The organism is Variovorax sp. V35 (genome assembly GCF_041154465.1).
GTDB classification, from domain to species: domain Bacteria; phylum Pseudomonadota; class Gammaproteobacteria; order Burkholderiales; family Burkholderiaceae_C; genus Variovorax; species Variovorax boronicumulans.
This window is the reverse complement of record NZ_AP028666.1, coordinates 4,766,763-4,783,553: the sequence shown is the minus strand read 5'-3', so window position 1 is coordinate 4,783,553 and position 16,791 is coordinate 4,766,763. Positions and strand designations below refer to the sequence as shown.

Genomic DNA, 16,791 nt, shown 5'->3' with positions numbered 1-16,791 from the left:
CCGGATGGATTGGTAATTTTCAATTGAAGGATTTGACAAAATCAAATGAATTGAGTATTCGATCTAGCGTCGATTTGGTGGATGTTCAATTCATTCCATTTTATCGAAATTCATGGTAAAATTGAGAAAATAGCCGGATTTTTTCAAAATCCACCGTTTTTGGCTTGAAAACAGCGTGTTTTCAGCGGTTTTTGATGGTTTTTGACCAGTTTTCGAGTCCGCGACCAACTCCGCCGGCTCGTAACGAAAGCCTGGTCGTTGGCGGTTTTCTACCGTTGCTTTTCACTCTCCCTGATCGTTTTTGACCGCTTCGTCGGCTGCCTTGCCGTGGCCGGTCGCTAGCGCGTCTGGCGTCCCTGTTTCTCACTCACTCCCGGAGCTTTTATGACCGACACCTCGTCTGGTGGCGCAGCCGTGCCTGAAGCATTGGTTGCTGCGCCCCTTGTATTGCCGTTTACCGTGCCTGAGCACCCCAGCAATGTGGCGTTTCGCCAAGCCCAAGCAGCCCGAATGCTTCAGACCCTTGGCGTGAATCTGCATCGCCTGATCGATGGAGATGAGTTCCAGCGGGCGGCACATCATGTCCAGAACTTCTTTGCCCCCGAGCGTGGCATCGCCAACGCCCGTACTTGCTCGTTCGATATCCCGCGCTTCCTGCTGTCTGCCGACCATCCTGCCGAGCCCTTGATTGACTCGGTGTCGTTCACCGTCGAGATCGCGGCCTTGACCGTGCCGGAGCCCGATGGTGAGTGCGCCGTGACTCGAAACCTCACCTGGCTGACGGAACTGCTTCATCTGACCCCGGTCGAGCGCAAGCTCTTGCTTTGGGCGTACTGCGCCGAAACGCAGCACCCGGCCGTGCTCAATCGGGTGCTCGAATGCGTGCCGTGCGAGAACTGGGCCGATGTCATCGAAGCACTGTCGATCCTGCTGGAAGAGCCGGTCATCGCGGTTGCCGAATCTCTGGTCTTGCCGTGCCGGCTGCAGGCCATGCGCTTGATCCTGACGGAGACCCAGCGCGCGCCGTCGAACCTGCACCAGTGCTTGGAGCCCAGCGACACGTTGGTCGAAGTGCTCGAGACGGTCCACCGATCCAAGAATGCATTGCTCTTCGACCTGCTGGAGCCGCGGCTGTCGCACTGGTCGCCACAGCTGCAAAACGATGTGCCGGATGCAGCGCTCCTCGAGTGGCTCGAGCAGCCGGTGGCAGACGCGTTCATCGCCAGTTTGAGCGGACGCCCACTCAGCGCGGCCAACATCTCGGCGGTCATCACGTGGCTCACCGGCTGGCAGGTGCCGGATGCGCAGTGCGAGTCGCTGGCTGGCCATCTGCCGTTGGACGTCATTGAGCGGGCGGTCCAACACTGCTTCGTCGAACACGGCCAACGCAACGAGCCCGTGACGGTCCTGGCATTGATGCGGACGTTGTATGCCGCTGCCAGCTAGCGCGCCATCTGGCTTTCCGAACAAGCGGTCTTTCAGGCCGCTTTTTTATGTCTCGACGTGTCCGCCTGGTCTGCCGGTTGAAGGCCGGCACACGCCCATTCCGATTACTTCATCACCGCCATCGAAAGGGAAATCATGTGCAATCTCCTAGACCCCAACATTCGCAAGCACCGTTGCACGCCAGCAGCACCGCAGAACGCGCAGCCGCTGTTCGCGCTCGGCCGGACACTGGCAACGCCAGGCGCTCTGGAACTGCTGGAGAAACACGGAGTCGGTCCCGCGTGTTTGCTGGTGCGGCACCAGAGCGGCGATTGGGGCGACGTCTGCACGGACGATGCGGCGAGCAACGTGCTGGCACTGGCCGACGGTGGCCGCATCTTCTCCGTGTACCGGCTGCTCGATGCGGCGACGCTGGAACGCATGACCGAGCAAGAACGGCGGCGCACGCCGACCGTGTGGTGCATCACCGAAGCCGACCGGTCCAGCACGACGCTGCTCTGCCCCGACGAGTACTGACGTGGCGCGGTTGACGAAGAGCGGATTTCGCGTCCAGCGGTACCACGCGGCGCTCACTGTCGGAAGCGTGTTGACGACCAAGAGCCGGCGTCTGGACCCTGTGCCGGTCCACATACGCCAGAGTGAGATGGATAGTGCTTGTGCATTGCACTGCCTCGCAATGGCATTCGTGATTCTCGACGTAGCGAAGAGGAGCGCGCTGCTTTCCATGGCTCACCGGAAGTACGGCGTGGCGGCCGACCTCTTTGCCGTGCTGGGCGATAGCTGGCTTGAAGGGGCGTACGCGCAAGACGTCGTGGACGCGCTTGAAGCGATGGAGTTGCCGCTCACTGTCCGGTCAGCGGACGGCTTCGACCACGGCGTCGATCTGTTCGCCGTCGAGTCGCTCTTGAAAGGACAGCTGACCCTGATTGCGTACGAGAGTTTCAAGGACGGCCGATACCGTCACTTTTTGCTGGGCGTTGGATGCGGCGGCCACATGCTCGGCCAGAAATTCACGGTCGATTCGCTGCTGGTGCTCGATCCGTCAGCCGACGCACTGCCGTTCTCTTGCTGCAACGGGATGCTGAAGATCGACAGACCGATCGACTTCAAGCGCCGGCGCAAGTCGGTGGAGTGGCGTTACGAAAGTGCCGGTCACAGCGAGCCGGTGAGGCTGATGTCTGCCATCTCAGTAGTGCGCGCTGATGGGGTACTCGGCGGTCGCAGTGAAGGAGGCTAGTTTGGCAGGACTATGCGGTCCGTCGCCGCTGTGGACCACGCGTCACCTTATTCAAGACCGCCTGGTTCTTCCTTCGCAGCTTCCCGCCTTCTGATGACGGAGCCATTGTTTCGTTGATTCCGGCGAACAACTCCGGAAGCGTTATGCCAAGGCAATGACAGAGCGTCGCGAGCGTCAGAAGCGACGGATTTACATGGCCACCTTCGATCTTCGATATCCGTGAACGCTCCACTTCGGCGTCGAACGCCAACTCAACTTGAGTTTTTTCGGCAGCTTTTCGGAATCGCTTCAGATTGTTCCCCAGGGCCAGCGTCACCGCGTTTGGCAGTGCGCCAACCGTGTGCTCGTTCCGTTGTTTTTTCCTCGCAACGGCAGTTTTCATAGCCGGCAAGGTTCACGGAATGTGCTTCTACGGGAAACGTCTTAAACGACACAGTGGCAGAATCAATGTGTTGTAAACGACTCAATTTGATGCAGTTGTGAAGCTGACCTAGGGGAGCGGATGCCTGTACTTCGCCTTCGCTGTCTTAGAAAGAAGGAGGAACGGATGGAGATTTCGGTCTACTGCCGCGCGTGTGGCGAGCCGCTGCACGCCCTGGCCATGGCATGTCCCCACTGCGGTGCTCCGCAGCCGAACGTCGCCGGCGGCGCTGCCTCGAAACCGGCCGGCAGCCCGGTTCTGGCCATCGTCTCGTGCGTGCTCGGCGTTCTGACGCTGTTGGGCCTCTTAAGCGACGGAAGTCCAGCCGACCGCGACGAACTGCTCGGTGGCTTCTTTCTTTCGCTCATCGCCATCGTCTGTGGCGTTCTGAGCATCTATCACCAGAAACCCGGCCGCGTTGCCGCCGTGGTTGGTCTCGTGACAGCAGGCATCGGTCTGCTGATCTGTCTCGCCAATCTTTAACAACTGAAGAGGAGAACTTCAATGACAACGTTCGTGCATTGCCGCGGCTGTGGCGCACAGATTCATGAAACGGCACCGACGTGCCCCAAATGCGGCGCTCCGCAAGTCGTGGCCGCCGCGACCGGAGCGACCGTGGCCGCGCCATTGATCGGCGCCCCCAGCACCTATTCCCAGGTGCCGTGGTACCGCCGTCGTTGGTTCCTGATCACGTCGTTTCTGACGATCCCTGCTGTCACCGGCTTGATCGCGCTGACCGGCTCGATGCACTACGACGCCAAAGGATCCGTGAAGACGTTCCCCAAGAATTTCAAGACCGGCATCATCATCACGTCGGTGTACTACCTGTACACGCTGACGACGCCGATCGGATCGACGCAGCAGATCCTGTGCTTCTTGATGACGCTGGTCATCTCGCTGGTCATGGGGTTCAAGCGATGAACACGCTCAAGAGCTGGAGGCGCTTCGTCGCGCCATTGATACTGGCAGGCACGGCCATGCTCGTTGGCTGTGCTGACGATTCTCTACCTACCTGCACGGACCCGACAGCTCAGAATTTGCTCAAGAAGATTCTGGTCAACTCGGTCGCGAGGGGATTGGACCTTTCTACTCGTGAGCCCGGTTGGTTGGAAAAGGTCGAGAGGGCGACGGAGGTCAAGTTGGCAATGGTCCGGACGACCGGAACCGATGAGGAGCACCGCAAGCGCAGTTGCGCAGCTCAACTCCAGATGATTGTGCCGAGCGGCACCGAAGTCTCGTCAGTCGAGTACACGATTCAACAAACCGACGACAGGAAGGATCTGCTGGTCGAGATGCGGGGGCATGACTACCTCGTGCTGTCTCTCGGAGTAATGACCGGTGATGCGGCGTTCAAGCGAGCGATCGCTAACATGCCCGCCCAGAAGCAGCCGGCCACGACTGGCGCAGCGTCTCCTGCTCCGTCGACTCCATCGGCGCCTGGTGCCGCTGCGCCATCGACTCCTGCGCCAACAACACCGGGTCCAACGAAGACGGTCGCAGATGCCACGCTGATCTGGCTCAACTGCGAGGACTTGTGCCATCTCCAGTACAAGACGGCGGCAGGCGAGTTGAAGTCGGCGCTCTGTACTGAAGCTCCGATCTGTAGCGAGTGGGCAGAGCGTCCACCCGAGTTCAACAAGCGGATTGGATCGCGCGCAACGTTAACGCTCGGCAGCCAGTTCGTACCCGAAGGCGGTGTGACGCTGGACAGCCTGCACGGGATTGAGTGGAGATCGTGACCGCCGACGCGAGACGGCGTGGCGATGCGCGCTAGCAGAGGGGGCGTCAGCCGCACCGGACTGCGCGACAGCGTGAAGTCTGAGAGGTTGCGAGAATACGTCCAGAAGCAACGCCAACGACACCGACCACTTGAAGTCAAAACGTATGCCTGATGCCCTTGTCAAGACTGCCCATCGTTCTGCAATTCAGCTCGAAATTCTTGAAGTGCTTGAGCGTGCGGCGCGCATGTACGCCGAACAGGGCGATCCGAACAGCGATCTCCGTGATGCGCCGGAATACTTGATCAACGTCAATCTCGCACAGGGCTTGGTCGCAGCGTTTCCGACGTTGAGATTCCGGTTGGAGCATCCGGCGGCCATGTATGAGAACTCAGCTCGGCAGACGGTGGATGCTCGGACCGCGATTGGCAAGGACACTGCTCGCTTTGATGTCGTGTTGCTGAACAAGCAGACAGGGATTCCGCGTTACATCATCGAGGTGAAGCGCGGCACCAAGATCATCGGTGACGCGCAGCGCATCATCTCGATGGCGGCTCTGAACTCTGGCCGTAAGCGCTGGCGTCACGGCTACTTGGTGACGATTCTTCGACGTTCAGAAACGGAGGTCGCGCGGATCGTCAAAGAGCTTGCCGAGGAGATTGAGGCAATCCGATCCACGAAGAGCGCAGAGCTGCCGGATCATCAGCAGGTCATTGTGAAGTGCATTCACACACGGATCGGGGATTCGCGCCAAGAGCCCAAGACCAAGGCGATCTATGGCGTGGTGTTCCAGGTCTCGCTGGTTGATCGAACCGTCACTGAAGCTGCCGAGGAAGCGAAATTCGACGCTTAAGGTATTGGCCTGCACAATGCGGGCATGCCAAATATCGCAACCATTCTGAAAGCCGAAATCTCCCGCGTAGCTCGCAAGGAGGTTCGCACCGAGATCGAAACGCTCAAGAAGGCATCGGCACAGCATCGTAGTTCGATTGCTGCGCTGCGCCGTCAAATCGACAGCTTGGAGAAAGAGCTGCGCCGGGTCAACAAGGGCTCAGCGCGAGCGCGGTCCGCACCGGCTACGACGGAGCCGGTCGAGCAGGGGACGGCACGCCGTTTCAGCGCCAGTCGGTTGGCCGCGCACCGCAGCAAGCTCGGACTGTCTGCTGCGGCCTATGGCAAGCTGGTGGGCGTCTCGGGTCAGACGATCTACCACTGGGAGCAAGGCAAGGCTCGACCACGCGCCGCTCAGCTCGAATCTCTGGCTTCGGTTCGGAGCTTGGGCAAGCGGGACGTAGCGCAGCAGCTTCAAGAGGAATAGAACGTCCGACGCCCTCCAGCGCGCCCCTCGGCCATTGGACAGCTGAACATGCTGCCGAAATACAGTCTGCGTCTTGCTGGCACGCTCGATTCGCCGTTTTGCTACGACGTTCTGGTGCAGTCAATGAAGACCTATGCGCTTCAGACGTGGGGAGTCTGGCCTGAAGAGGAAGCACGGTTGGCGCAAGCGACAGATTGCGCGGCTGGGCGCATGCGCATCATCCAACTTGATGAGGTGGATGCCGGGACACTTCGAGTCGATGTCTTGTCGAACCATCATCAACTCGAACAGCTATATCTGCTTCCGCAATTCAGGGGCAAGGGTCTAGGCTCTGCTGTTCTTGTTGACCTGCTGGCTTGCGCGAGCATCAAAGGTTTTCCGATGCGACTTCGCGTTCTGCGGGTCAATCCCGCCCAACATTTCTATGTCAGACATGGCTTTCGCATCGTGCTGTCCGAGCCCGAGCGATTGCACATGGAGTGCGATCACTCATCTTGATCCGGGCGCCGAGTGAATGCGACGGAAATTGATCGAAATCGGGTTTTCCCTCAAAGAAGGCTGTGGGCGCTCGGTCAGGCTTTCGATGGCCAACAGGAAATCTTCGAGGAACTGAGGAAAAGTTGCTCCAGGACTTCCTCCCATGAATAAGGTATCCCGATGGGGTCGCGGACTGATGCGTAGCATGAGAGCATCGCGAATACGCTGTCCATCAAGTACGGGGAGAGCCGGGCGCCCGATCCAGCTCGGCATGAGGAGGCAAGAATTAATGAAAACAGCAATGCTCGCTATCCTGCTTACCGCCGCTGCCAGCAGTTCCAATGCGGGGCCTCTGGCGATGCCGGGCGGCTTGGTGTTCAACGTTACCGGCGCTTCATCGGCGCCGATTCTCGAGGCGGCGAACCGATCCGGTAGTCGGCGTGTCGGTGGAAGCCGTAGCGGCAAGGGTAGTCACTACGTCGGCGGTCGCCGCAGGTAAGTCCATCGGGCTGAGCACGGCCGCTCGGCGCGACGCGCCACCGGGGGTTGACTTGCGCATACCTGCACGCTAGGCCTGCCTACAGAGTTGGTAGCAATCTCAGTTTGACCAGGAGCGGGCCTCTGAGGTCGGCGAAGAATTTGGCACGACCGCAGCGACGGGTCGATGAGCATGGCAACATCACGGGCGAGTCCCAAGCCTATGAAGTATTGCCTTGAGTCCTAAGGATTGTCTGCAAAACCGGCCCAAGCCTTGCTTGATCTGCCCCCATGATTGCCAAACGCGTAACGTCGCCCAGCCAACTTGGGCTGGGCCTGAACCTGTCGACGAAGAAGACACGCAAGCGCGAGTTCCTCGATGAGATGGATCGTGTGGTGCCCTGGAGCGCGCTGGTGCAGATCGTCGAGCCGCACAGCCCTCGGGCCAAGACAGGTCGCCCGCCATTTGCCATTGTGTTAGCGCCAGTGCAATCGAGATCAGCAGTGCCAGTCGAACATTGACCAGGGGCTGGAGCTGGTTCCGGTAGGAGCCAGCTGTGGATAACTATAGGTTGGATGCCTCGGTAGGTCCTCCTTTTCTTGAACCGATTGTTGGTATTCCCGAGCCGTCAGGCGAGGCCCCTTCCTCCGCGACCTCGCTCCCCTGAGCCGCAGTTGTCTTCCTGGTCTGCTCGCGCGTCTTGATGCGCCCCTTGGCTTCGTGCGTGCTGTGGCGGAAGCGGTAGGACTCGTTGCCCGTCTCGATGATGTGGCAGTGATGGGTCAAGCGATCCAGCAGCGCCGTGGTCATCTTGGCGTCGCCGAACACACTGGACCACTCCCCGAACGTCAGGTTGGTGGTGATCATCACGCTGGTGTGCTCGTACAGCTTGGACAGCAGGTGGAACAACAAGGCGCCACCGGCCTGGCTGAACGGCAGATAACCCAACTCGTCGAGCACGACCAGGTCCATGCGCACCAGACTCATGGCGATGCGTCCGGCACGTCCCTGGCTCTTCTCATGCTCCAGGGCATTGACCAGATCGACCGTGGAGTAGAACCGCACTCGCTTGGCGTGCCGGGTGAGCCCGGCAATCCCCAGCGCCGTGGCCAGGTGGGTCTTGCCAGTGCCTGGTCCACCGACCAACACCACGTTCTGCGCATCCTGCGTGAACGACAGGTCCGCCAGTTTCTGGATCAACGCGCGGTCGACCTGCGAGACAGAGAAGTCGAACCCGGCCAGATCGCGGTGCATGGGGAAGCGCGCCGACTTCATCTGGTGAGCAATGGAGCGCATTGCCCGGTCAGCATCTTCGGCCTGCAGCAGGTGCTCCACCAGCCAGCGTGATGCGGCCAGGGTCGTATCGCCGCCTTGCTCCGTCAGATCGGCCCAGGCCGTGGCCATGCCGTTGAGCCTCAGCGCCTTCAGTTGGGCCTGTACATCGATGGAGGTCTCACGCATGGCCAACCTCCTGTCCGTCCAGATGATCCTGGTGGGTGGGGCGCAGCCGGTCGTAGCGCGCGGTGTCGGCCTTAGGCGCCTGGGTGAGTCGCAGGGACGTCTGCGCTTGGTCTGGCGTGGCCGGGTTGTTCAAGCGGGCCAGTACGTTGCGCACGTGCTCAACGCTGATGCTGCCGCTGGGCGCTCTGCCTTCGAGCACCAGCTCGATGGCCACCAGCACCGCTTCCAGCCCGGCCTGCGGCACCACGGCCAGCACCTGTGCCATGACCCGGTCTCCTCCAGGGTGCCTGAGCAGCGACTGGCGCAAGCGCAGCAACGGCGCCGGCAGGTCCAGGAATGGCGTGCCGTTGCGCAAGGCGCCCGGCTTGCGCTGCACCAGCTCGATGTAGTGCTGCCAGTCGTAGCTGGTCTGGCCGCTGCCTGGCAGCCGGACATGGCTGGCTACGACGGCGTCCGCGGCCGCTACATCGATTCTCTCGGGATAGACGCGGGTGCTGACGATGTGGCCGGCCCACTCGCACGGTACGGAGTAACGGTTGCGCGCGGCGGCCACCAGGCAGGTGCTGCTGACCCGGGCCAGCCGCTCAACGTAGCCGTCGAAGGGGGCCGGCATGGACATGAGGTGAGGCTTCTCCAACTCCCACATCTCGGCCACAGTGAACTGCCGGTGGATCGGGTGCGTGGTGTCACTCCACACCGAACGACACCGCTCACTCAGCCAGGCATTGAGTTCGATGAACGAGCCGAAGCGCCGGGTTGCGGCTTCGATCCAGATGCGCCGGCGACTGTCCTGCACGTTCTTCTCGACCACACCCTTCTCCCAGCCGGAGGCGACGTTGCAGAAGTCGGGGTCGAACAGGTAGTGGCTGCACATGGCAGCGAAGCGCGCGTTGACGGTGCGCTGCTTGCCGCGCTGCACCTTGTCCACGGCGGTGCGCATGTTGTCGTAGATGCCGCGCCGGGTGACGCCGCCGAGTGCTTGGAACGAGCGGGTGTGGGCGTCGAACAGCATCTCGTGGCCCTGGCTGGGGTAGGCCACCAGCCAGAAGGCTCGACTGGCGCATAGCTTCAGGTGCGCCACTTGCACGTTGTAGAACACGCCACCGACGACCATGGCTTCGACGCTCCAGTCGAACTGGAAGGCCTCGCCCAGTTCGAAGCTCATCGGAACGAACGCCTTGGCCGGACTGGCTGCCGACTCCACCCGCCAGCGCCGGATGTAGTCGGTGACGGCGCTGTAACCGCCACGGTAGCCCTGCGCCTGTATCTGGGCAAACAGTGCACGGCCGCTACGCCGCCCTTGCTTGGGGCGATGGCTGTCGGTTGTGAGCGCCTGATGCAGGGTCGGCTCGAACGCCGTGAGCTTGCCCTCGAGCTTCACCCGCTCGTACTTCGGCACAACATCGCTGGGAGCCCGCAGCCACTTCTTGACCGTGTTGCGCGACAGGCCCGTGCGCTTTGCGATCTCACTGAGAGAGAGTTGGTCGCGCAGCCTCATGCGCCTGACCTTGCCAATCATGTCCATGGTGATCACCTTGAATCCCTGCTGAAATTCTCAGCAGGTCAGTGGAACACCCTGGTCAATATTGGATTGGCACTTTGCGGTTTAGCTGGTCAAGATTGCATCGGCACTAACACAGCCGGATTGGGCGCCGGGATTGCAGAGGGCATCGTCGCGGGTATCGCAGCTTCGCAGGCGGCGGAATTTCGAATCTTCGAGCGCCAACCGCCCGCAGGCACCCTTCAGCAGGCAATTTCTTACTTGCGATAGGCAAAAAGGGGCGAGGTCGCCTTGCGTAAGATCACCGTCGGCCAGAACCGGACTTTCGCTAGCATGCGCCATTTGTAAGCGGACGACGTGCTCCGTTCCCTGACATCCATGCTCAACATGAACGATTGCCGAACCTTCGAAAACTCGATGCACCATCTGATGGCCGCAGCGGCCATACCGGGCGTGGCCTTGGCCACGGTCGAGGATGGGAAGGTTAAGGTCACGCCAATGGGTGTGGCAGAACTTGACGTCGAGCGGCCAGTCGTCGAAACGACGGTTTTCGATGTCGCCTCGTTGAGCAAGCCTGTCGCCGCATACATTGCGCTTCAGCTCGTGGATGGCGGTACTCTCGACCTCGACGAACCCCTGTCCAGAATAGTCGAGAAAGGCGTTCCTCCGCAGCTCGCCTCGTCACCCATCACAGCCCGCCATGTTTTGACGCACACCTCAGGCCTGCCGAACCTTCGGGGCGACGAGCCGCTGCGGACCCACTTTCCCCCAGGGAGCTGGTTCAGCTATTCCAGCGTCGGCTTTACCTTCCTTCAAATGGCACTCGAGGCCGTCTCAACCGAGCCGTTGGAGGCGCTTGCACAACGCCTGGTGTTCGACCCGCTGGGGATGCAATCGTCCAGCTTCCAATGGCGTGACCGCTTCAGCGAGGACTTTGCGATGCCTCATGAGGGTGGCAAGCGGCTTGAAAAGCATCGCCCAGCTGCAGCTCATGCCTCCTATTCCCTTCAGACGACGGCTGGCGACTACGCAAAGTTCATGGTCGCTGTTCTCAATGGCTCGTCGTTGAGAGAGATGACACACCAAAGATGGTTGACGCCCGCTGTGATGGTGCCGCGAGGGGACGCCATCCATCTAATGGACAGTCCCCCCGAGACTGAACGAGACATCGGTTGGGGTCTCGGGTGGGGAATTGAAGCAACTGACGGCACATTCTTCCAGTGGGGAAAGATGGACGGCATCAGGGCCTTCGCAATGGGCAATCCAATAACTCAGTCAGCCGTCGTCCTGTTGACCAACAGCAACCGCGGCCTTCGCTTGATGGATGCGGCGGCGGAAGCTACCCTGCCGGGCGAACATCCTGCCTTCAGGTGGCTGCGTGCGTGTGTCACAGAGTGAACCCGCTCAACTTCCGCCTGCGGCGGCAATAGCAGACCTCCGTCGCGCAGCCGTGCTACAAAAAAATGAATAGCAGAATCACTCAATCCGCCTTGCTTCTCGTATGCACGGGTTTCCTGCAGCAGGTAGCGGCACAAGATTTTCGCAGTCTGTTCGCAACAGAAACAGCCTTGTCCTTGGCAATGCTGTCCCGTTGGAACCTCTGTACTGAAATGGGGCGTATCGCGGGCTCCTCCAATGAAAAGAGATATTCAGGCATGAGCTTGGAGGAGCTTCGGTCGCGACTCGATAAGGCAATGGCGAATCCGGAGGTTTCGGAGCTTTCCAAGCAGTTGGTAACGCTGGTTGCGGTGGACGTGTTCAACCGCCCTTGGCCACCAGGAGCGGCTGTTGGAGACGAAGTGGCAGTGGCATGCAATGCTCAACTCACTGACCAGATCACCATCAAATCTGCTGAACCCATGCCAGAGTCGGAGAGGGAGGCACTGAAGGCGGTAATGAGCAAGGACTACGTTCCCTGGGGCATGTCAAATGCAAGCCGCAAATAAGAACCCTAAGCTAGGTGGATGAAACATGCTGCAATCGGCCAGCAGCGGTCGTCCGAGACAAGCTATCAACTAAGCCAAGAATCGCGCCTTCGATGAGTCACCTCACCATTTCGAGCATCAACTGGTTTTCAGATAGCGAGGACGCTGATGTCACACTTTCCAGCGATGTGGCCACGGTGGTGGCCTTCTGCTTTCAGTGCTCTTACAAGGTTGGCCAAACAGTTCCCAACCTGCTGCATCCGGTCATGGTTGGCGAACTGCAGTCTCCATACCTACAAGACTGGCCGGCAGACGAGAAAGCACTCGCCGGTGCAGAGCGGCTGGAGCGTCACGGGAGCTCCGGGTATCGCGGTTGCGGCGAAGTAGTCGATCAAGCTGAGGGACTGGTCCAGGTGCGCGGCTTCGTTTTCAACTTCGAGGATGTCCCGGCTGGTGCCGAAACTGTCCGGTTTCAGTTTGACCGACTGGACCTTTGGTGAGCACCGGTGTGAGCAGATAAACGACTGCTTTCGAGAACAGCAAACTTCGGCTTAGGGCCCCTTTGCGACATTCGCGCTGCTCCAGAGCGGTCACTTGAGGGCTTGCCCGGCGCACATCGCAGAATCGGCGCATGCCATGTGTGAAGGCATTGAATGACGAGTCGCGCGTCCATGCCAGCGAGTAGTGCGGTCGGGCGTAGCAAGAGGACGGAGTGCACGCGAGATGACGCGCCTCTTGCGAAAGAGCTTCGTCGTTGTTCCCCGGCAGTAAGCTCTATTCATTGAACGCAATCTTTTTGGGGAGTGGAGAAAGTGCGAAAGGGAACACGTCGGAAACCGGGAACGGGATTGAACCTGTTTCAGAAAGCCGAAATTCGTCGAGCCTGGCAGGCCGATCATGTCAAGGCCAGCATTCATGCGCTGATCGGCGACGATGTTCAGGCTCTGGTGCAACAAGCCGGGGCAATCATCTACGGGGTGGTCTCCGCATGCGAGGACGCCTGCATTGATGGAGATGATGCGGACCTGTGTGCCGTGCACGGCGCTGCGAAGGCATTGGTGGGGCTGTCGGCGGAGACCGCAATCGACGGGGCCGCAAGGGTGCTGGTCGTCGACGGCTTGGCGGCATGTGAGCGGCTGCAACCGAGGCTGAGCCCCGCGTCGATTCAGCGCGCTGCCGGTGAGGTCGTGAGGGGCAAGGAGGATTGAAAAATGGATTGCACATTAATGAAAGCGCTTTGATCCTTCAGCGTGCATTTCGATCTGGCTTGCCTGGTCAGAGTGCTAGGACATCGGCGAGATAACCGGAAGTTCAGGGGTGAGAATCGATTCCAATTTTTCACCCAGCAGATCCCATGCTCGACGCTTTTCCTCTTCGTAGTCGTGGTGCTGATAGTGTCGGCGTACCTTGCTACCTGGAAGTACGTGGTTCTGACATCGATCAATCGTATTGAGGTCGATTCCTAGGGCTTGCATCATCGTTGAGCCGGTTCGCCGAAGATCATGCGGAGTCCACTCTCCCTTGGTGCCGCGCGCAAGAACCAGCGAGTCGTCATTTTTCCGATTTTTTAGTGGCTTGCGGTCCTTGAAGCACATCTGGCGATCGCCGATCTGTTTGCTCATGCTCTTGAGATTCAAATGTGTGTCGCCGCTCTCTGCATTCCTTGCGGGAAAGCACCATTGAGAGTCACCAGAGATACTCTTTAGCGCCTCAAATTGCTGACGTGCGAAATTTGAAAGAAAAATCTTGTGATTTTGCTTCTTGCCTCGCGTGCCTTTCGTGTTCTCCTTTGGAATGAGCCACGTCGCTTTTTCTAGGTCCACATGCTGCCATTCGGATGAAAGAAGTTCGCCAATTCGGCACATGGTCGAAAGGCATATCCACATAGCAAGCTGAGTTTCTTGCTTCGGCGGCCGGCTGGCCTTGCGCCGATCTTCGGCTTTTGCATAGTCTTCCTCCATCGTCGAAAAAATCTGCCAGAGCTCGCGAATTTCGGAGGCGTCAAGTACACGTTCACGAATCTCCGTGAGATCGTAAGATGGCGCAACGATTTTTTCGATTTCGAGTAGTTCTGCTGGGTTGCCCTCAATCATGAGCGCTCGCCAGGGCTGCCGCTTTTCTGCCCAGGCGAACAGTTGCACGATGTCGTTATAGAGCCTGACACACATTCGATTGGCTCCGCGCGCAACTACAGCTCTTAGCACCGCTCGTAGTTCATGTTCTGTGAGATTCTTGACGGGGAGGGGGCCAATGGCTGGAAGAACATCTTTTTCGAAGGCGCGCAGCAGTTCAGCGTTCCCGTCTTTCCGCGCTACGCCGTCCTTCAGCCACGAGCGGAACATGCGATTGAAGTCGCTGTTCTTCAGCTGATCTTCCTTGGCTTTCTCTATTACCGCTTCAACTTCAGCCTGGTTGGTGATCTTTTTGGCTTGCTTACTATCGATGGGATTGACGCCTTGCGATACCAACGACCGCGCCTCGTCGCGAGCTTTACGAATTTCTTTAAGCGGGACCTTTGGCCAGGTACCGCATTGATACCAGGTGACCTTCTCCGCCCATCGAAACGCGTACTTGAAGCGCACCGAAGCAGAACCATCCTTGCTGATCCTGACACTTCCAACCAGTCCTCCGCCATCGCTCAGGGAGTCCCCGGCCCAATCGGTGCCGATCGATTCCAACTCTTTTACGGTCCATTCGCGACCTTTTCCGGACCGTGGATACCGGGTCATTGCAATCTCCAAGGGGTAAACAAAGGGGTAAACAAGGGTCTGGCTTTTGCTGGACACTCCTGGCACCATTTGGACAAATAATTTTCTGTAAGTTATTGATTTTAATGGAAAATCGCGGAGCCTAGTCGTCCAATAGGATGTGCTACGGATTCCTGGATAATTTTATGGGGTGCAAGGGGTCGAAGGTTCGAATCCTTTCACACAAAATTGACAGGGGTTAGCAACGTAATAGTTGCTAACCCCTTCGTCATTTTGGGTGTCCGTATCCTAGAGGTGCCCTCAATTGCGACGCTTCGATCTGGCCGAGATGTTGGCACGACCGCCAGACCGCGAAGACATTTCCCCCAAGGAAATGGACCAACTACTGGGGCCAGGCTAAGAGCCGAGCGGCGCTCGCTCGGCGAATCGGAGTGGCGCCAACAGAAACACACATCAAGCCGCTGCTCACTTGAGCGGCGGCTTTTTCTTTATGCATCCAGTGAAGGCGCGTTTCTGGATGCGCAAATCCTTCAGCGAGTTGTGGGCGAAGTTCCAAGGGCATGTGCCGCGCGGCTTGCACCATCCGATTCATCAGGGCGTGCCTGTCCTTGCACGTGTCATTTGCGCCAGGGTCGCACTGGTCAAGGCTCTCACCCCGATGCGCATCGCGGATTCATCGACGGTGAACAACGGCGAATGATTGGTCGGGCCGGCCCGATCGGGGTACGGCGAGGCGTTCAGAATCCAGAACACCACCGGCACGCCCGTGCCGCCGAAGGCGCCAAAGTCTTCCGATCCCATTGACGGCAAGATCTCCGCGACCTTGTCTTTTCCTGCTGCAGCCTTCAATGCATCGACGAGCGCCATCGTGGTCGGCGCATCGTTGACAAGCACGCCGTAGCCCTCGCCGGTATCGATGCGCACATTGGCCTTGACGCCGTAGCTGGCCGCGATGTGCTCGGCTTTCATGCGAATCTGCTCGTGGGCGACCTTCTGGTTCTGCGCCGACAGCGCGCGTACCGTGCCCGAGAGTTCTGCGGTCTCGGGCAGGATGTTGAAGCGGTTGCCACTTTGCAGCATGCCTACCGTCACCACGGTGGCACCTCCATCGATCGTCGGGTTGGTGCGGTGGCTGACGATGTTCTGCAAGCCCAGGGCAATTTCCGCCGCCGCCAACATGGGAGAGTTGGCCGCCCATGGCGCGGCACCGTGCCCACCAGCGCCGTTGAGCTTGATGTTGAACACGTCGATGCTGGCCAGCATGGCACCAGGTCGATAGGAGATGGAGCCCTTGGGCGCTTGTGCGCCGATGTGCTGGCCCAATACGACATCGACCTTGGGATTGTCCAGAACGCCGGCCTTGACCATTGCCAGCGCGCCGCTGGGGTTTTCGGCGCCGGGGCCGATCTCTTCGGCCGGTTGGAATAGGAAGACCACCGTGCCGGGCAGATCCTCTCGCATGGCCGAAAGGGCTTGAGCCGCGCCCAGCAACATGGCTACGTGTGCGTCGTGGCCGCAGACATGCGACACCGAAACTTCCTGGCCACGCCACAGAGCCTTGGCCGTTGAACGGAACGGCAGGTCGTTGCGCTCCTCGACAGGCAGGGCGTCCATGTCGGCGCGCAACGCAACCACCGGGCCGGGCTTGCCGCCACGCAGTACGGCCTTGATGCCGGTCCTGGCGATGCCGGTCTGGACTTCGACACCTGGGATCTTGCCCAACGCGGCAGCAATGTACTTGGCCGTTTCGACTTCGGCATACGCAAGTTCTGGATGCTGATGAAGATGACGACGCCACGCGATGACGTCCGGCTCGGCTGCATCGGACAAGGCGAGCGCGCGCACAAGCAAGGGCTGCGGCGTCGCCGCGCAAGCGGTGGCCATTTGAATGCCGATTGCCGCTGCACACAGGAGTGGTTTCAGGACGTTCACGATGTCGCTTTTCCTTCTGATGGATGTGAGGTTGTGAAATCTTGCGAAGATGAAGCTGCGTTTCCTCCCCGTGCAGCGCCGGTGGCTTCCTCCGAGGGCGGTTCACTGTAGGTGGACACCTCTCGGACGTTCCTCCCGAAACTACAAAGCACCTTTTCATCCCTTGATG

19 protein-coding genes and 1 pseudogene are annotated in these 16,791 nt (G+C 59.5%); 14 read left to right on the top strand and 6 right to left on the bottom strand.

What is annotated here, in order from left to right; all coding sequences use genetic code 11:
* Window positions 1-384 precede the first annotated feature (384 nt).
* From ACAM42_RS22035 to ACAM42_RS22025, 3 genes are all read left to right on the top strand, one after another.
* Window positions 385-1,446 carry a hypothetical protein gene (locus tag ACAM42_RS22035; RefSeq protein WP_369629409.1) on the top strand — a complete coding sequence of 354 codons (1,062 nt, stop codon included), beginning with the start codon at window positions 385-387 and terminating at the stop codon, window positions 1,444-1,446.
* Between the two features lie 135 nt (window positions 1,447-1,581).
* Complete coding sequence (locus tag ACAM42_RS22030; RefSeq protein ID WP_369629408.1) at window positions 1,582-1,962, top strand: type I restriction endonuclease subunit M; 381 nt, start codon at window positions 1,582-1,584, stop codon at window positions 1,960-1,962.
* A gap of 160 nt (window positions 1,963-2,122) precedes the next feature.
* Complete coding sequence (locus ACAM42_RS22025; protein WP_369629407.1) at window positions 2,123-2,683, top strand: hypothetical protein; 561 nt, start codon at window positions 2,123-2,125, stop codon at window positions 2,681-2,683.
* 10 nt (window positions 2,684-2,693) lie between these two features.
* On the opposite strand, the gene ACAM42_RS22020 is transcribed toward ACAM42_RS22025, so the two are convergent.
* Entirely contained in the window at window positions 2,694-3,065 is a 372-nt protein-coding gene (locus ACAM42_RS22020) for a helix-turn-helix domain-containing protein (RefSeq protein ID WP_369629406.1), read from the bottom strand.
* A gap of 165 nt (window positions 3,066-3,230) precedes the next feature.
* On the opposite strand from ACAM42_RS22020, the gene ACAM42_RS22015 reads away from it, so the two are divergent.
* The 6 genes from ACAM42_RS22015 to ACAM42_RS21990 all read left to right on the top strand — a co-directional run bounded on the left by ACAM42_RS22015 (window position 3,231) and on the right by ACAM42_RS21990 (window position 6,638).
* A complete protein-coding gene (locus ACAM42_RS22015) occupies window positions 3,231-3,587 on the top strand; it encodes a hypothetical protein (RefSeq protein WP_369629405.1) in 357 nt (118 codons plus the stop codon).
* Window positions 3,588-3,608: 21 nt separating this feature from the next.
* Window positions 3,609-4,025, top strand: a complete 417-nt coding sequence (locus ACAM42_RS22010; RefSeq protein WP_369629404.1) for a hypothetical protein — start codon at window positions 3,609-3,611, stop codon at window positions 4,023-4,025.
* Window positions 4,022-4,843 (top strand): hypothetical protein, encoded by an 822-nt coding sequence (locus ACAM42_RS22005; RefSeq protein WP_369629403.1) that lies wholly within the window; start codon window positions 4,022-4,024, stop codon window positions 4,841-4,843. The genes ACAM42_RS22010 and ACAM42_RS22005 overlap by 4 nt, the downstream gene beginning before the upstream one ends.
* Before the next feature lie 145 nt (window positions 4,844-4,988).
* Complete coding sequence (locus tag ACAM42_RS22000; RefSeq protein WP_369629402.1) at window positions 4,989-5,675, top strand: hypothetical protein; 687 nt, start codon at window positions 4,989-4,991, stop codon at window positions 5,673-5,675.
* 24 nt (window positions 5,676-5,699) lie between these two features.
* On the top strand, window positions 5,700-6,140 hold the full coding sequence (locus ACAM42_RS21995; RefSeq protein ID WP_369629401.1) for a helix-turn-helix domain-containing protein: 441 nt from the start codon (window positions 5,700-5,702) through the stop codon (window positions 6,138-6,140).
* Between the two features lie 48 nt (window positions 6,141-6,188).
* The gene (locus ACAM42_RS21990) at window positions 6,189-6,638 is read left to right on the top strand and encodes a GNAT family N-acetyltransferase (RefSeq protein ID WP_369629400.1); all 450 of its coding nucleotides are present in this window, start codon (window positions 6,189-6,191) and stop codon (window positions 6,636-6,638) included.
* Here the strand turns inward: ACAM42_RS21990 and ACAM42_RS21985 are convergent.
* The gene (locus tag ACAM42_RS21985) at window positions 6,630-6,998 is read right to left on the bottom strand and encodes a hypothetical protein (RefSeq protein ID WP_369629399.1); all 369 of its coding nucleotides are present in this window, start codon (window positions 6,996-6,998) and stop codon (window positions 6,630-6,632) included. The two genes, ACAM42_RS21990 and ACAM42_RS21985, sit on opposite strands and share 9 nt — an antisense overlap.
* A gap of 387 nt (window positions 6,999-7,385) precedes the next feature.
* Between ACAM42_RS21985 and ACAM42_RS21980 the strand changes: the two are divergent.
* Window positions 7,386-7,562, top strand: a pseudogene (locus ACAM42_RS21980) (IS5/IS1182 family transposase); the annotation flags it as partial.
* Between the two features lie 97 nt (window positions 7,563-7,659).
* Here ACAM42_RS21980 and istB read toward each other — a convergent pair.
* Together istB and istA are read right to left on the bottom strand one after the other, a co-directional pair.
* Window positions 7,660-8,556, bottom strand: a complete 897-nt coding sequence (gene istB, locus ACAM42_RS21975; protein ID WP_369629398.1) for an IS21-like element helper ATPase IstB — start codon at window positions 8,554-8,556, stop codon at window positions 7,660-7,662.
* Complete coding sequence (gene istA / locus ACAM42_RS21970; RefSeq protein ID WP_369632795.1) at window positions 8,549-10,081, bottom strand: IS21 family transposase; 1,533 nt, start codon at window positions 10,079-10,081, stop codon at window positions 8,549-8,551. The genes istB and istA overlap by 8 nt, the downstream gene beginning before the upstream one ends.
* 354 nt (window positions 10,082-10,435) lie before the next feature.
* Here istA and ACAM42_RS21965 point away from each other — a divergent pair, with 354 nt between their 5' ends.
* The 4 genes from ACAM42_RS21965 to ACAM42_RS21950 all read left to right on the top strand — a co-directional run bounded on the left by ACAM42_RS21965 (window position 10,436) and on the right by ACAM42_RS21950 (window position 13,190).
* The gene (locus tag ACAM42_RS21965; protein WP_369629397.1) at window positions 10,436-11,455 is read left to right on the top strand and encodes a serine hydrolase domain-containing protein; all 1,020 of its coding nucleotides are present in this window, start codon (window positions 10,436-10,438) and stop codon (window positions 11,453-11,455) included.
* Between the two features lie 65 nt (window positions 11,456-11,520).
* The gene (locus tag ACAM42_RS21960) at window positions 11,521-12,003 is read left to right on the top strand and encodes a hypothetical protein (RefSeq protein ID WP_369629396.1); all 483 of its coding nucleotides are present in this window, start codon (window positions 11,521-11,523) and stop codon (window positions 12,001-12,003) included.
* 92 nt (window positions 12,004-12,095) lie between these two features.
* Window positions 12,096-12,482, top strand: a complete 387-nt coding sequence (locus tag ACAM42_RS21955; protein ID WP_369629395.1) for a hypothetical protein — start codon at window positions 12,096-12,098, stop codon at window positions 12,480-12,482.
* Window positions 12,483-12,830: 348 nt separating this feature from the next.
* Window positions 12,831-13,190, top strand: a complete 360-nt coding sequence (locus ACAM42_RS21950; RefSeq protein WP_369629394.1) for a hypothetical protein — start codon at window positions 12,831-12,833, stop codon at window positions 13,188-13,190.
* Between the two features lie 75 nt (window positions 13,191-13,265).
* Here ACAM42_RS21950 and ACAM42_RS21945 read toward each other — a convergent pair whose 3' ends face one another.
* Both ACAM42_RS21945 and ACAM42_RS21940 read right to left on the bottom strand, forming a co-directional pair.
* On the bottom strand, window positions 13,266-14,768 hold the full coding sequence (locus ACAM42_RS21945) for a tyrosine-type recombinase/integrase (protein WP_369629393.1): 1,503 nt from the start codon (window positions 14,766-14,768) through the stop codon (window positions 13,266-13,268).
* A 513-nt stretch (window positions 14,769-15,281) separates the two neighbouring features.
* Entirely contained in the window at window positions 15,282-16,622 is a 1,341-nt protein-coding gene (locus tag ACAM42_RS21940) for a M20 family metallopeptidase (RefSeq protein ID WP_369629392.1), read from the bottom strand.
* Window positions 16,623-16,791: the final 169 nt, after the last annotated feature.

Coding starts and splice junctions, on each gene's coding strand:
- ACAM42_RS22035 (WP_369629409.1), top strand. CDS start 385: ATGACCGACACCTCGTCTGGTGGCGCAGCCGTGCCTGAAGCATTGGTT.
- ACAM42_RS22030 (WP_369629408.1), top strand. CDS start 1,582: ATGTGCAATCTCCTAGACCCCAACATTCGCAAGCACCGTTGCACGCCA.
- ACAM42_RS22025 (WP_369629407.1), top strand. CDS start 2,123: ATGGCATTCGTGATTCTCGACGTAGCGAAGAGGAGCGCGCTGCTTTCC.
- ACAM42_RS22020 (WP_369629406.1), bottom strand. CDS start 3,065: ATGAAAACTGCCGTTGCGAGGAAAAAACAACGGAACGAGCACACGGTT.
- ACAM42_RS22015 (WP_369629405.1), top strand. CDS start 3,231: ATGGAGATTTCGGTCTACTGCCGCGCGTGTGGCGAGCCGCTGCACGCC.
- ACAM42_RS22010 (WP_369629404.1), top strand. CDS start 3,609: ATGACAACGTTCGTGCATTGCCGCGGCTGTGGCGCACAGATTCATGAA.
- ACAM42_RS22005 (WP_369629403.1), top strand. CDS start 4,022: ATGAACACGCTCAAGAGCTGGAGGCGCTTCGTCGCGCCATTGATACTG.
- ACAM42_RS22000 (WP_369629402.1), top strand. CDS start 4,989: ATGCCTGATGCCCTTGTCAAGACTGCCCATCGTTCTGCAATTCAGCTC.
- ACAM42_RS21995 (WP_369629401.1), top strand. CDS start 5,700: ATGCCAAATATCGCAACCATTCTGAAAGCCGAAATCTCCCGCGTAGCT.
- ACAM42_RS21990 (WP_369629400.1), top strand. CDS start 6,189: ATGCTGCCGAAATACAGTCTGCGTCTTGCTGGCACGCTCGATTCGCCG.
- istB (WP_369629398.1), bottom strand. CDS start 8,556: ATGCGTGAGACCTCCATCGATGTACAGGCCCAACTGAAGGCGCTGAGG.
- istA (WP_369632795.1), bottom strand. CDS start 10,081: ATGGACATGATTGGCAAGGTCAGGCGCATGAGGCTGCGCGACCAACTC.
- ACAM42_RS21965 (WP_369629397.1), top strand. CDS start 10,436: ATGCTCAACATGAACGATTGCCGAACCTTCGAAAACTCGATGCACCAT.
- ACAM42_RS21960 (WP_369629396.1), top strand. CDS start 11,521: ATGAATAGCAGAATCACTCAATCCGCCTTGCTTCTCGTATGCACGGGT.
- ACAM42_RS21955 (WP_369629395.1), top strand. CDS start 12,096: ATGAGTCACCTCACCATTTCGAGCATCAACTGGTTTTCAGATAGCGAG.